This is a genomic window from Paracoccaceae bacterium Fryx2, assembly GCA_032334235.1.
Taxonomy (GTDB): domain Bacteria; phylum Pseudomonadota; class Alphaproteobacteria; order Rhodobacterales; family Rhodobacteraceae; genus JAVSGI01.
In genome coordinates this window covers 432115-445196 of sequence record JAVSGI010000005.1, presented here as the reverse complement: position 1 = coordinate 445196, position 13082 = coordinate 432115, and the positions used below count along the sequence as shown (strand labels likewise).

At 70.5% G+C, this 13082-nt stretch carries 11 protein-coding genes; 6 read left to right on the top strand and 5 right to left on the bottom strand.

Annotation, left to right across the window (positions count from 1 at the left end):
* The first annotated feature begins 26 nt into the window (after positions 1-26).
* Positions 27-716, top strand: coding sequence for a M48 family metallopeptidase (locus RNZ50_11385; protein ID MDT8855605.1), 690 nt, complete (start codon positions 27-29; stop codon positions 714-716).
* Here the strand turns inward: RNZ50_11385 and RNZ50_11380 are convergent.
* The 3 genes from RNZ50_11380 to RNZ50_11370 are packed head-to-tail and all read right to left on the bottom strand — an operon-like array spanning position 704 to position 3242.
* Positions 704-1255: a PIN domain-containing protein gene (locus RNZ50_11380; GenBank protein ID MDT8855604.1), complete on the bottom strand. Its 552-nt coding sequence runs from the start codon at positions 1253-1255 to the stop codon at positions 704-706. The genes RNZ50_11385 and RNZ50_11380 overlap by 13 nt on opposite strands.
* Positions 1252-2496 (bottom strand): class I SAM-dependent methyltransferase, encoded by a 1245-nt coding sequence (locus RNZ50_11375; protein ID MDT8855603.1) that lies wholly within the window; start codon positions 2494-2496, stop codon positions 1252-1254. Before RNZ50_11375 ends, RNZ50_11380 begins: the two co-directional genes overlap by 4 nt.
* A 47-nt stretch (positions 2497-2543) precedes the next feature.
* Positions 2544-3242 carry a DUF6778 family protein gene (locus RNZ50_11370; GenBank protein MDT8855602.1) on the bottom strand — a complete coding sequence of 233 codons (699 nt, stop codon included), beginning with the start codon at positions 3240-3242 and terminating at the stop codon, positions 2544-2546.
* 268 nt (positions 3243-3510) lie between these two features.
* Here RNZ50_11370 and edd point away from each other — a divergent pair, with 268 nt between their 5' ends.
* Together edd and RNZ50_11360 are read left to right on the top strand one after the other, a co-directional pair.
* The gene (edd, locus tag RNZ50_11365; protein MDT8855601.1) at positions 3511-5316 is read left to right on the top strand and encodes a phosphogluconate dehydratase; all 1806 of its coding nucleotides are present in this window, start codon (positions 3511-3513) and stop codon (positions 5314-5316) included.
* Between the two features lie 288 nt (positions 5317-5604).
* Positions 5605-6243, top strand: coding sequence for a bifunctional 4-hydroxy-2-oxoglutarate aldolase/2-dehydro-3-deoxy-phosphogluconate aldolase (locus tag RNZ50_11360; GenBank protein MDT8855600.1), 639 nt, complete (start codon positions 5605-5607; stop codon positions 6241-6243).
* A 3-nt stretch (positions 6244-6246) separates the two neighbouring features.
* Here the strand turns inward: RNZ50_11360 and RNZ50_11355 are convergent, their stop codons facing one another.
* Both RNZ50_11355 and RNZ50_11350 read right to left on the bottom strand, forming a co-directional pair.
* Positions 6247-6519, bottom strand: a complete 273-nt coding sequence (locus RNZ50_11355; protein MDT8855599.1) for a hypothetical protein — start codon at positions 6517-6519, stop codon at positions 6247-6249.
* Positions 6506-9307 (bottom strand): glutamine-synthetase adenylyltransferase, encoded by a 2802-nt coding sequence (locus RNZ50_11350; GenBank protein MDT8855598.1) that lies wholly within the window; start codon positions 9305-9307, stop codon positions 6506-6508. The genes RNZ50_11355 and RNZ50_11350 overlap by 14 nt, the downstream gene beginning before the upstream one ends.
* 102 nt (positions 9308-9409) lie before the next feature.
* Here RNZ50_11350 and RNZ50_11345 point away from each other — a divergent pair, with 102 nt between their 5' ends.
* The 3 genes from RNZ50_11345 to RNZ50_11335 all read left to right on the top strand — a co-directional run bounded on the left by RNZ50_11345 (position 9410) and on the right by RNZ50_11335 (position 13079).
* Positions 9410-9880, top strand: coding sequence for a YbaK/EbsC family protein (locus RNZ50_11345; GenBank protein MDT8855597.1), 471 nt, complete (start codon positions 9410-9412; stop codon positions 9878-9880).
* A 308-nt stretch (positions 9881-10188) separates the two neighbouring features.
* Positions 10189-11502: a vanadium-dependent haloperoxidase gene (locus RNZ50_11340; protein ID MDT8855596.1), complete on the top strand. Its 1314-nt coding sequence runs from the start codon at positions 10189-10191 to the stop codon at positions 11500-11502.
* A complete protein-coding gene (locus tag RNZ50_11335) occupies positions 11499-13079 on the top strand; it encodes a CRTAC1 family protein (GenBank protein MDT8855595.1) in 1581 nt (526 codons plus the stop codon). Before RNZ50_11340 ends, RNZ50_11335 begins: the two co-directional genes overlap by 4 nt.
* Positions 13080-13082: the final 3 nt, after the last annotated feature.

The window sequence follows — 13082 nt, the reverse complement described above, 5'->3', positions numbered from 1 at the left end:
CCCCACCGTCACCCCATATATGACATATGCTGAAATTCCTCCCCCTGATCCTGCCGATCCTCTACGCTCTCGCGATGTATCGCTTTTCGGTCTGGCGGACCGCAAAGATGCTCGACGCGCAGTCGAGCCCCCTGCGCGAGCCCGAACTCACCCGGCTTGCCGGGCGGATGGCTGCGGCGCTCGATCTGCCGGAAATCAAGGTGAACGTGTTCGACGTCGATCCGGTGAACGGGCTGGCGGCCCCCGACGGGCGCATCTTCCTGACCCGGGGGTTCGTGCAGAAATACCGCGCGGGCGAGGTGACGGCCGAGGAGCTTTCGTCGGTGATCGCGCATGAGCTGGGGCATGTGGCGCTGGGCCATACAAGGCGGCGGATGATCGACTTCACCGGGCAGAATGCGGTGTTCATGATGCTGTCGGCGCTTCTGAACCGCTTCATCCCCGGCCTGGGCATCTGGATCGCCAACCTGATCGCCACCGCGCTGGCCGCGCGCCTGTCGCGACGCGACGAGCAGGAGGCCGATGCCTATGCCTCGGCCCTGCTGGTCAAGGCGGGCATCGGCACCGGGCCGCAGAAGTCGCTGTTCCGCAAGCTCGAGGTGCTGACCGGCGCGAAGGGGGCTGGCACTCCCGCCTGGTTGCTGAGCCACCCCAGGACCGCCGAGCGCATCGCCGCCATCGAGGCCCGCGAGGCGCGCTGGAATCAGATCGGCTGAGCGTCCATCGCGCGGGCAAGGCGCGGCAGGCTGGCGCGGCGCAGGAAGGGTCGGCGAGGTTGCGGCTGGCCCGACAGGCGCCCCGCCTCGGCACGCACCGCCTCAATAACGACCGTCACGGCTTCGGGGTGATGCGACCACAATTCCCACAGGAATCCGTCGGGGTCGCGGCGGGCAAGGCCTTCGGCGGCGAGCGTGTGGCGGGGAAAGTCGGCGGCGTTGAAGGTCAGGATGGCATCGGCGCTGCCCGCGATGGCCACGGCCAGTACGTGGATGTCGTTCTCGTCGCGCAGGTGCAGGCGGGCCTCGATCCCCGGCTGGGCCGCGATCGTCGCCGCCGGAAAACCCGCGCGCAGCGCCGCCCCTTCGGCCCGCGCCAGCGCCTCGGCACCCGGCCCGAGCTTGCGGGTCGCGCGCGCCCATTCTTCAAGGATGCGCTCCGACCACAGAGGCGCGAACAGCCCGGCCCGCGCCACGCCGGTCAATATCTCGCGCAACACGGTCGGGTAGAGCACGCAGGCGTCGAGGACGACCCTCACCCGTCCAGCCGGAAGAACAGCGCCTTGAGGTAGCCCGACTCCGCCAGTTGCGGCAGGATGGGATGGTCGGCCCCGGCAAAGCCGGTGTGCAACGCCTGCGCCCGCCGCCCGCCGCGCCCGATGCCGCGCGCGCAGGCGTTGCGGAAGGCCGAAAGGTCCGCGGCATGAGAGCAGGAACACAAGACCAGATAGCCGCCCGGCGCCACCAGCGGTGCCGCCAGCCGGGCAATGCGCTCATAGGCGCGCAGACCCGCCTCCAGCGCGGGCTTGGCAGGGGCGAAGGCGGGCGGGTCGCAGATGACCAGATCGAACTGGGCGGCCTCTGCGCCCAATGCCTCCAGCACGGTGAAGGCATCGCCCTGCCGGGTGGCAAAGCGGTCGGCCACGCCCGAGGCCGCAGCCCCGGCTTCTGCCAGTGCCAGCGCAGGGGCCGAGCCATCGACCGCCAGCGCCGACGCCGCCCCACCCGCAAGGGCCGCCAGCGCAAACCCGCCGACGTGGCTGAACATGTCCAGCACCCGCGCGCCCCTGGCCAGACGCTGGGCAAAGGCGTGGTTCGGGCGCTGGTCGAAGAACAGGCCGGTCTTCTGCCCGCCCATCACGTCGGCCAGATACACCGCCCCGTTCATCGGCACCGCGATCGGCGCGTCGACCCGGCCGCGCAGCAGCACGGTTTCCTCGGTCAGCCCCTCCAGCCCGCGCGCCCGGCCCGTGCCGTTCTTCACGACATTGGTGACCCCGGTCAGATCGACCAGCGCCGCCACCAGCGCATCGAGATGCGTCTCGGCCCAGGCTGCGTTGGGCTGCACCACGGCGGTGTCGCCGAAGCGGTCGATCACCACGCCGGGCAGCCCGTCAGCCTCGGCATGGACCGCGCGGTAGAAGGGCACATCGAACAGCCGTTCGCGCAGCGCCAGCGCCCGCGCCAGCCGCCGGGTGAACCATGCCTGATCAATCACCGCCTCGGGGTCGCGGTCAAGCACGCGGCAGATGATCTTCGACGCGGTGTTGACCGTGACCAGCGCCTGCGGCCTGCGGTCGGCATCTTCCAGCACCGCCAGCGCACCGGGGGCCAGCCCCTGTGTGCGCCGGTCGGTCACCAGTTCGTCGGCATAGACCCAGGGGAAGCCGTGCCGGATCGCCCGGGCCTCGGCCTTGGGTTTCAGTCGGACGACCGGGCGGCCGTGGGGGGCTGCCGGTGCGTCATCGGGGCGGGGCTCATGCGAAGAAGGGGGCGTCATGCCCCCCTCCTACAGCGTTGCGTGATGTGACGGAAGGGGGCCGCGCGTCAGTCGGCCAGCGCAAGCGGCGACAGGCGCAGATCGCTGTCCAGCCGCGAGGTCGGCACAATGCCCGGCTCGGGCGCAGGCTCGGGCCGCTGCATCGAAAGCTCGCGCCGGATGGTGGCGGCCAGGTTTTCGATGACCACAACGCGCTGGGTGCGGCCAACCGTATCCTCGGCAATCGCCTTCGACCCGCCCGAGGCCCGGATATCGGCCCAAATCTTGCGCGGCCCGTCGATCACCGCCCCGCTGGCCGCATCGCGCACCGTCAGGGTGAAGTGCAGCGAATGCATCCCGCCGACGGTGTAGCGGGCCTTCTCGGTCAGACAGTGGAAGCGCGTCACGGCCACATTGACCACCACCTTCGGACCCTTGGTCATGCCTCTGGTCCCGTAGCCCAGGCTTTCCTCGAAGATCGCCTTGACCTGCGCATGGCGGTCGCCGCGCTGCTCGCCGCGCCAGACGATGTCGGCGATCGGATAATACATGTTGGCTTCCGAAACCTTCAGGGTCTTCGGAACGCTGACCTCGATGCCAACCACCTGATACTGGGTCGCCAGCACCACGGTGCGCGGTGCGTTCTTGCCTGAAGCGGCCATGCTCAGGGTATCGGGTGCGACACCCCGGCTGGCGGGGTCCATCGACCCGCAGGCGCTGAGACCCAGCGCCAGACCCAGTGCGACAAGACTGCGGAACCTTTTCATCTGCCTATCCTCCGGGGGTTTCTCCCCCTTGCCATGCGAGGTATTTGCGTGCCGATTATGGCTGAATTGAGAAAACGGCCGCGCATTTCCGTGGTATCCCTGACAGGGTGGAAACAATTGCCGGGCAAGCCGCCCGCACCTCGGCACCGGCGGTTTCCGGCGCTGCGCAAGGGCCCGGCAGACAGTCCGGGGTTGTTAGCGCTAACGGCCTGTGGTAGCACCAGCCGACGCCCATCGCTGCCGGGACAGGCCCGGCGAGAGGTTGCCCATGACGCTGAACAGCACCATCGCCCGTGTGACCGACCGCATCCGCGAACGCTCCCGCGACCAGCGCGGCCCCTATCTTGACCGCATCGCCCGCGCGGCGGCGGCAGGCCCGGCCCGCGCGCATCTGAGTTGCGGCAACCAGGCCCATGCCTATGCCGCGATGACCGAGGACAAGGCGGCGCTGGCCGCGGCACGCCTGCCCAACATCGGCATCGTCACCGCCTACAACGACATGCTGTCGGCGCACCAGCCATACGAGGATTACCCCGCCCTGATCCGCACCGCCGCCCGCCGCGCCGGGGCCACGGCGCAGGTTGCGGGCGGCGTGCCCGCGATGTGCGATGGCGTGACGCAGGGTCAGCCGGGGATGGAACTGTCGCTGTTCTCGCGCGACGTGATCGCGCTGGCGGCGGGTGTGGCGCTCAGCCACAACACCTTCGACGCGGCGCTCTATCTGGGCGTCTGCGACAAGATCGTGCCGGGGCTGATCATCGCAGCCGCCACTTTCGGCCACATCCCGGCGGTGTTCGTGCCCGCGGGCCCGATGCCCTCGGGTCTGCCCAACGACGAAAAGGCGCGGGTGCGCAACGCCTTCGCCACCGGCGAGGTCGGGCGCGAGGCGCTGATGGCGGCCGAGATGGCCAGCTACCACGGCCCCGGCACCTGCACCTTCTACGGCACCGCCAACACCAACCAGATGCTGATGGAGTTCATGGGCCTGCATCTGCCCGGCGCCAGCTTCGTCAACCCCGGCACGCCGCTGCGCGCGGCGCTGACCACGGCTGCGGTGGAACGCGCCGCTGCCATCACGGCGCTTGGCAACGATTTCCGCCCGGCCGGCGAGATCCTCGACGAACGCGCCTTCGTGAACGGCCTCGTCGGGCTGATGGCCACCGGCGGGTCGACCAACCTCGTGCTGCACCTGCCCGCCATGGCGCGGGCGGCGGGCATCCTGCTCGACCTGCAGGATTTCGCCGACATCTCCGACGTGGTGCCGCTGATGGCCAAGGTCTATCCCAACGGGCTGGCCGACGTGAACCATTTCCACGCCGCGGGCGGGCTGGGCTACATGATCGGCGCCCTGCTCGACGCGGGGCTGATGCACCCCGACGCCCGCACCGTGGCGGGCGACGACATCGGCCACTACCGGCTGGAGCCGAAGCTGATCGACGCCGCGCTGGTCTGGCAGGCGGGCGCCGAAACCACCCTGAACGACCGCATCCTGCGCCCGGTTTCCGATCCGTTCGCGCCCTCGGGCGGGTTGAAGCAACTGTCGGGCAACCTCGGGCGCGGCGTGATCAAGGTCTCGTCGGTCGCCGCCGACCGGCATGTGATCGAAGCCCCCGCCCGGATCTTCCACGATCAGGAGGACGTGAAGCGCGCCTTCAAGGCCGGGGCCTTCACCTCGGACGTGGTGGTGGTGGTGCGCTTCCAGGGGCCGCGCGCCAACGGGATGCCGGAACTGCACTCGCTGACCCCAACCTTGACCGTCCTGCAGGATCGCGGCCTGCGTGTCGCACTGGTGACCGACGGCCGCATGTCGGGCGCCTCGGGCAAGGTGCCCGCCGCGATCCACGTCTCGCCCGAGGCCGCCTGCGGCGGCCCGCTGGCACGGCTGCGCGATGGCGATCTGGTGCGCCTCGATGCCGACGCGGGAACGCTGTCGGTGCTGACCCCCGGTTTCGAGGACCGCGAGCCGGTCGAGGCCGACCTTTCGGCCAACCGCCACGGCCTTGGCCGCGAGCTGTTCGAGGCGTTCCGCCAGACCGTTGGCCCCGCAACCGAAGGTGCGGCAGTGGTGGTCTGAGCCTGCTCCGGCGGGATTTTCGGGCCAAAGCATGGAAAGAAGAACCTTGATGCCTTCGGCGAGGATATTTTAACCAAGATGAAAGGATCACGGGTCAGGATGCAAGGGCGGTACAGGCGGGGACGCCGATGACCGCCCAAGGTGAAAGCGCCCTGTCTCCCCCGCCAGTGGCGGCCCGAGGCAGGGCGCAGCGCCCCGCGACCTTCCTTGTGCTTTCATCTTGGCTCAAATATCCCCGCCGGAGGCTCCCGCCCCTGCCACCCGCTCCACCGCATGAAGGTTGATCCCATGACCCCCGCCGACCAATGCCGCCGCGCGGCCGATATCTGCCGCCTTGCCCCCGTCGTGCCGGTGCTGGTGATCGACAATTTGGCGCACGCCCGCCCGCTGGCCGAGGCGCTGGTGGCCGGGGGCCTGCCCGCGCTGGAGGTGACCTTGCGCACCCCGGTTGCACTTGACGTGATCCGCGCCATGGCCGAGGTGCCGGGCGGCGTGGTCGGGGCGGGCACGCTGCTGACGCCCGCAGATGTCAAGGCGGCCAAGGCGGCGGGGGCGATGTTCGGGGTTTCGCCCGGGGCCACCGACCGCCTGCTGGATGCCTGCGAGGACGAGGGCCTGCCCTTGCTGGCCGGTGCCGCCACCGCGACCGAGGTGATGGCGCTGCTGGAGCGCGGCTACACCGTGCAGAAGTTCTTCCCCGCCGAGGCGTCGGGCGGGGCGGCGGCGCTGAAGGCGATCGGCGCGCCTCTGCCGCAGGTGATGTTCTGCCCGACCGGCGGCATCGGGCTGGGCAATGCGCGCGACTATCTGGCGCTGGCCAATGTGCTCTGCGTCGGCGGCAGCTGGGTTGCGCCCCGGGGCCTGATGGAACAGGGCGACTGGGCCGGGATCACCGCGCTGGCCCGCGAGGCGGCCGGGCTGCGCTGAGGCTCAGCCGCCCTCGACGCGCGAGGCGCGCCCGCCGCGGCGGCGGGGTGGCGGGGCGGTGCCAAGGCCGGCCGCAAGCACCGCGTTCATCGGGTGGCCGGGGGTCACCTCGGCATAGGTTTCGATCAGCACCGCCAGCGCCGCAGCCTCTGGCCGCCCGACCGGCAGGCTCAGCGCCCAATCGACGAAGATTGACCGGCATTCGGGGTCGGTGATGCCGTCGATCCGGTAGCTTTCGCGCACCAGCCCTTTCGGGTCCGCCTCATCCAGTGTCATCGCCCGCCCCTTCCCCTGTGCCCAGCCGCGCGTCGATCACCGCCGCCGCCCGCACCGCCGCCGCCCCGAGCCGCGCCGCCAGCGCCGCTGCATCGGCCTCGCCTGTCTCGCGCAGCAGGAACCTGCACCCGCCGAACCCCAGCTTTTCCAGATCGAGCGCGCCCTCGGTCAGCAGCCGGGTTCCCGCCTGCAACCGCCAGCACAGCCTGTAGGCGTCGAGCAGCGCCGTCTCATCCGTTTGCGACAGGAAACCGTGGCGCACGCCGCAGCGCAACTGCGCCTCGACCCGCCGTGCCGGATCGCCCGCCCGCAGCGCCGCGGTCTGCGCCAGAAGCTCGATGTCCATCAGGCGGCCGGGGCCGTTCTTGGCGTCGAGGCTGCCGTTGCCGGGCTTGAACGCCTGCAGGCGGGCGCGCATCGCCGCTACATCGGCCAGCACCGCCTCCACCTGCCCCTTGCAGGTCAACACCTCGCGGCGGAAGCGTTCGACTTCATCGGCAAGCCCGGGGTCGCCGGCCAACGCACGCGCGCGGGTCAGGGCCAGATGCTCCCACGTCCAGGCCTCGCCCAGCTGGTAGTCGCGAAACGCCCCGATCGCGGTGGCGACCGGGCCCTGACGGCCCGAGGGGCGCAGCCGCATGTCGACCTCGTAAAGCCGCCCCTCGGCCATCGGGGCGGTGAGGGCGGTCACCAGCGCCTGCGTCAGCCGGGCGAAGTAGAGCCGCGTAACAAGCGGGCGCGGGCCCGTGCTCGCCTCGGCATCGCCCGCGTCATAGATCACGATCAGGTCAAGGTCGGACCCGGCGTTCAGTCGCCCCGCGCCAAGACTGCCCATCCCCAGCACCACCGCGCCGCGGCCCGGCGCCTGCCCATGCTTGCGGGCAAATTCGTCGCCAACCACCGGCCAGACCGCCGCCACCACCGCCTCGGCCAGATCGGCATAAAGCTTGCCCGCCTCGACTGCCTCGATAAGCCCGCGCAGGTGATGCACCCCGACGCGGAAGTGCCATTCCTTCATCCAGCGCCGGGCGGCGTCGAGCTTGCGTTCGTAGTCAGGCACCTCGGCCATCTTGGCCGCCAGCGCCGCAGTCAGCGCCGCTGCCCCCGGCCAGGGCGCGAAGAAGCTGCCGCCGATCACCGCATCCAGCACGTCGGCATTGCGCGACAGGTAGCGCGCCAGCATCGGCGCAGTGGCCGCAATGTCCACGATCAGGTCGACCAGCGGCGGGTTGGCCTCGAACAGCGAAAATATCTGCACCCCCGCGGGCAGCCCCGACAGGAAGCCGTCGAAGGCCAGCAGCGCCTCGTCGGGATTGGCGGCGCGGGCAAGGCAACGCAGCAGCATCGGGCGCAGGCGCTGGAAGATCGCCACCGCCCGGTCGGACCGCAGCGCCGGATAGCTGTTCCAGCCATCGACGATGGCACGGGAAGCGGCCGTCAGCTCCGGCCCCGTCTCTGCGGCGGCCGGGGCGAAGAAGCTTTCGGTGAGCTGATCGACACGCTCCAGCCTTGCGCGCAGCGCGTCGCGGAACGCCTGCGGGTCGGGCTCGCCGCAGAAATGCGCGATGCGCGCCACGCCCTCGGCGGTGCCGGGCATCAGGTGGGTCTGGGCGTCGCCCACCATCTGCAAGCGATGCTCGACTTCGCGGTGGGCGCGGTAGAGCGCGGTCAGCTCGTCGGTCACGGCCTGCGGCACCCAGCCGCGCGCCGCCAGTGCCGCAAGGCCGCCGACCGTGGTGCGGTCGCGCAGGCTGGCATCGCGGCCCCCGGCGATCAGCTGGCGGGTCTGCGTGAAGAACTCGATCTCGCGGATGCCGCCGACGCCGAGCTTCATGTTGTGGCCCTCTATCACCACCGGCCCGTGCAGCCCGCGATGGTCGCGGATGCGCAGCCGCATGTCGTGGGCATCCTGAATCGCCGCGTAATCCAGATGCTTGCGCCAGACGAACGGCGTCAGGGTGCCAAGGAACCGCTGCCCCGCCGCAAGGTCGCCGCCACAGGGCCGCGCCTTGATGAACGCCGCCCGTTCCCAGGTGCGCCCGACGCTTTCGTAATACCCCTCGGCCGCCGCCATCGACAGGCAAACCGGCGTCACGGCGGCATCTGGGCGCAGCCGCAGGTCGGTGCGGAATACATAGCCTTCGGCGGTCAGGTCCGACAGCAGCGCCGTCATCTTGCGGGTCACGCGGATGAAGGCCATCCGCGCCTCTTGCCAGTCGGTGCCGAAGCGGCTTTCGTCGAACAGGCAGATCAGGTCGATGTCGGACGAATAGTTCAGCTCGCCCGCCCCCATCTTGCCCATCGCCAGCACCACCATGCCCCCGGCGGTATCGGCATCCTCGGGGCGCTGGCCGGGCAGCTTGCCGCGGCGGATCTCTTCCGCCACCAGCCGCCTGACGCACAGATCCACCGCCCGGTCGGCCAGCGCGGTCAGCGCGCCGGTTATCGCTTCCAGCGGCCAGACACCGCCCAGATCGGCGAGCGCCGCCAAAAGCGCCACCCGCCGCTTGGCCAGACGCAGCGCGACCCCCAGCCCGTCAACCGGCACGTCGTCCAGCGCACCCAGCACCACCGCCAGCGCCGCCTCGGGCGGCTGCGCCAGCGCCTCGCGCAGCCAGACCGCCTCGCGCGCCATCAGGCCGCGCAGGTAGGGGCTGCACCCCGCCGCTCCGGCCAGCAGCCCGGCGAGGTCCGGGGCAAGGTCGGCAAAGTCTGCCAGCACCCCGTCGGCTGCGGCACGGTCATGGGCGATGGGCTGGCGGGTCAGACGGTTGGCGAAAGGCTGCATCATGGGCGCACCATGGCGGGGCCACGCCACAGGGTCAACGCCCCGCAGGGCTTGCCGCGACCGCATGTCCCGCCGATAAAGGCAGAAAATGCGGAGTCGGACGTGAGCAAGAGCCTGAAACGGGTGCGCGCGGCGCTTGAAGCGGCCGGAGTCGAGGTCGATCTGCGCGAGATGGCGACCGAAACCCGCACCGCCCGGCAGGCCGCCGATGCGGCGGGTTGCGCGCTGGACCAGATCGTGAAGTCGATCCTGTTCCGGGGCGAAAGCAGCGGCCGCCTGCGGCTGTTCCTGACGGCGGGCGGCAACCAGATCTGTGCCAGCCTCGCGGCAGCCCTCGCGGGCGAGCCGCTGGGCCCGGCCGAGGCCGCGCAGATCCGCGCCGAGACCGGATTTGCCATCGGCGGCGTGGCCCCCGTGGGGCACCTGACCGCGCCGCCGGTCTGGATCGACCGGCGGCTGCTGACCTTTCCGCTGGTCTGGGCGGCGGCCGGCACCCCGCGCCACATCTTCGCGATTCCCCCGCAGGTGCTGCACCGCATCACCGGCGCGGAAGCGGCCGATTTCGTGGCCTGAAGGGCGGGCCATGAATTGCCTCAACATGATGGCACAAAATACTGTTTTTTATAGAATAGAAGCGAAGTCCGTTCCTCCGGCGCCGAACCCGACAATCTTCGCGCCCTTAATGCAGAATGGAAGGATAGCATCACAGTACATTGTTTTTATTATATTCCTTAGGAGTCTTCCCCTGTTCACTCCACCCAGCCCCGGCGTCTGCGGCGGTCGCTGCCGCGCCCCTTGCGCGCGCCGCACCCGCCATGCATTCATTCATGCCGCAAGGGCTGCTCCGCCCTTCGCGGGGCGCAAGGCCGGGGAGGGTCTGCATGGGCGGCGTTCGACACATCCTGGTCCTATGGGCCGTGACGCTGACGTTGTGCCTGGCCGCGCCTGCCCCCGCGCGTGCCGACGCGCCTGAGGAGGTGCTGACGACCTGGGTCCGGCTTGTGCTGGAACTGGTGCGCCACACCCCGACCCAGTCGCCCCCGGTCGCCGCCCGCGCCTTCGGCTACATCGGCGTCACCGCCTACGAATCCGTGGCGGGAGGGTCGGGAAGTATGGCCTCGCTGGCGGGCCAGTTGAACGGGCTGACCCCGCTGCCTGCGCGCGACCCCGGCGCGGCCTATGACGAGGCGCTGGTGCTGCACGCCGCCATGGCCGCCGCGGCGCAATCGCATTTCGCCAACACCGGCCCGACCGGCCAGCGCGCCATGGCGGCCATGGAATCGCGGCTGGGGCAAAGGCTGGCCGAGGCGCTTCCCGCCGACGTGGTGGCGCGCAGCACCGCGATGGGCCGGGCGGTGGCGGCGCATGTTCTGGCATGGTCGCAGGACGATGGCGGCGCGGTGGTCGCCAACATGGGTTTCCCCGAAAGCTTCGCCCTGACCCCCGGCCCCGGGCACTGGGTGCCGACTTCGATGATCCGCCAGCAGCAGGTGCCGCTCTTGCCGGGCTGGGGCAACAACCGCCCCTTCGCGATGCCGCACGGGGCTTCCTGCCCGCTGCCCGCCCCGCCCGACTACAGCGAAGACCCGGGGTCCGCCTTCCATGCCGAGGCGATGGAGGTTGTGACCGTTACCCGCACCCTGACCGACGAACAGCGCCTGATCGCGCGCTTCTGGTCGGACGACCCGATGCTGTCGCCAACCCCGCCCGGGCACTGGATCAGCATCGCGACCGAGATCCTGATCCGCGACGGCGCCGACATCGAGCAACGCGTCGATGTGCTGGCGCGCCTTGGCATTGCGCTGGCCGATGCCTTCATCGGCTGCTGGCACAGCAAGTTCGAGCATGACCTGCTGCGCCCGGTGACCTACATCCGCCGGGTGATCGACCCGGCGTGGGAGCCGCTGCTGATCACTCCGCCCTTCCCCGAGTATCCCAGCGGGCACAGCACCCAGTCGGGGGCGGCGGCGTCGGTGCTGACCGACCTTTTCGGTCCGGGCTTCGCCTTCGTTGATGCCACCCATGCCGACGACGGCATGGCCCCGCGCACCTACCCCGACTTCTGGGCGGCAGCCGAGGAGGCGGGACTCTCGCGCCTTTACGGCGGCATCCACTTCCGCGCCGCGATCGAGCGCGGGCTCGATCAGGGCCGCTGCATCGGGGCCTGGGTCAACGCGCTGAAGACCCGGCGATGAGGCGCCCTGCCCTTGCCCTGCTGCTGGCCGCAGCCACCCCCGCTCAGGCGCAGGCCCCGGCCTTTGTCGAGGACACCGCGACTTCCGGCATCGCGCACAGCTTCGAGGGCGGCTGGGAATTCATCGTCGGCGGCGGGGTCGCGGCCTTCGACTGCGACGGCGACGGCCGTCCCGACCTTGCCCTGGCCGGCGGCACCGCCCCCGCCATGCTTTACCGCAACCGGAGCCATTCCGCCGGCCCTTTGCGCTTTGACGCCGAACCCGGCGCGCTGGGGCAGGACAGCGTGTCGGGCGCATATCCGCTGGACATCGACAGCGACGGCATCACCGATCTGGTGCTGCTGCGGGTCGGCGCGAACATCGTGCTGCGCGGCCTTGGCGACTGCCGGTTCGAGCGGGCCAACGAGGCCTGGGGCTTCGACGGCGGCGACGCCTGGTCAACCGCCTTCGCCGCCACATGGGAGGCGGGCGCAGGCTGGCCCACGCTTGCCATCGGCAACTACATCGACCGGCGCGAGGAAAGCTTTCCCTGGGGGTCTTGCACCGACAACTGGCTGCATCGGCCCGGCACCGTCGGCTTCGCCCCGCCGCTGCCCCTGACGCCCAGCCACTGCGCGCTGTCGATGCTGTTCACCGACTGGAACCGCTCGGGCACGCCGTCGCTGCGGGTGTCGAACGACCGCGAATACTACAAGGGCGGGCAGGAGCAGCTCTGGCGCCTGCCCCCCGGCGCGCCGCCTGCCCTGTGGACCGAGGCCGAAGGCTGGCAGCGCCTGCGCATCTGGGGCATGGGTATCGCCAGCCGCGATCTTGATGGCGACGGCTACCCCGAGTATTTCCTGACCAGCATGGCCGACAACAAGCTGCAGACCCTGAAGCCGACGGAAGGCGCCCCCATTCCCACCTATGCCGACGTGGCCTTTGCCCGCGGCGTGACGGCGCACCGCCCGCACACCGGCGGCGACATCCGCCCCAGCACCGCCTGGCACGCCCAGTTCGAGGATGTGAACAACGACGGCCGACCCGATCTGTTCATCGCCAAGGGCAACGTCTGGGACATGCCCGACTTTGCCGAAAAAGACCCCGACAACCTGCTGATGCAGGGCCCGGACGGCATCTTCACCGAGGCGGCGGCAGCCGCGGGGGTGGCCGGCATGGGCCCCGGCCGTGGCGCGGCGCTGGCCGATTTCAACCTTGATGGCCGGGTCGATCTCGTGGTGGTCAACCGCAACGCGCCTTCGCAGATATGGCGCAACGTCACCCCCGATGTCGGCCACTGGCTGCAGATCCGCCCGCAGCAGCCTGCCCCGAACCGCGACGCCATCGGCGGCTGGATCGAGGTGCGAAGCGGCGGCCTGGTGCAGCGGCGCGAACTGACGGCGGGCGGCGGCCATGCCGGGGGCCAGACCGGCTGGTGGCACTTCGGGCTTGGGGCCGCCACCACGGCCGAGGCGCGCATCCTGTGGCCCGACGGCACGGCGGGCGACTGGCAGGCGGTGTCGGTCGACGGGTTCCGCATTCTGGAGCGGGGCAGACCGGCGCAGGACTGGCGGCCGCCGAACCGGCAGCCGGACTGATCC

What these genes read in the sequence shown, in the direction of transcription:
- RNZ50_11385 (MDT8855605.1), top strand. Translation starts at nt 27, where the DNA reads ATGCTGAAATTCCTCCCCCTGATCCTGCCGATCCTCTACGCTCTCGCG.
- RNZ50_11375 (MDT8855603.1), bottom strand. Translation starts at nt 2,496, where the DNA reads ATGACGCCCCCTTCTTCGCATGAGCCCCGCCCCGATGACGCACCGGCA.
- RNZ50_11370 (MDT8855602.1), bottom strand. Translation starts at nt 3,242, where the DNA reads ATGAAAAGGTTCCGCAGTCTTGTCGCACTGGGTCTGGCGCTGGGTCTC.
- edd (MDT8855601.1), top strand. Translation starts at nt 3,511, where the DNA reads ATGACGCTGAACAGCACCATCGCCCGTGTGACCGACCGCATCCGCGAA.
- RNZ50_11360 (MDT8855600.1), top strand. Translation starts at nt 5,605, where the DNA reads ATGACCCCCGCCGACCAATGCCGCCGCGCGGCCGATATCTGCCGCCTT.
- RNZ50_11355 (MDT8855599.1), bottom strand. Translation starts at nt 6,519, where the DNA reads ATGACACTGGATGAGGCGGACCCGAAAGGGCTGGTGCGCGAAAGCTAC.
- RNZ50_11350 (MDT8855598.1), bottom strand. Translation starts at nt 9,307, where the DNA reads ATGCAGCCTTTCGCCAACCGTCTGACCCGCCAGCCCATCGCCCATGAC.
- RNZ50_11340 (MDT8855596.1), top strand. Translation starts at nt 10,189, where the DNA reads ATGGGCGGCGTTCGACACATCCTGGTCCTATGGGCCGTGACGCTGACG.
- RNZ50_11335 (MDT8855595.1), top strand. Translation starts at nt 11,499, where the DNA reads ATGAGGCGCCCTGCCCTTGCCCTGCTGCTGGCCGCAGCCACCCCCGCT.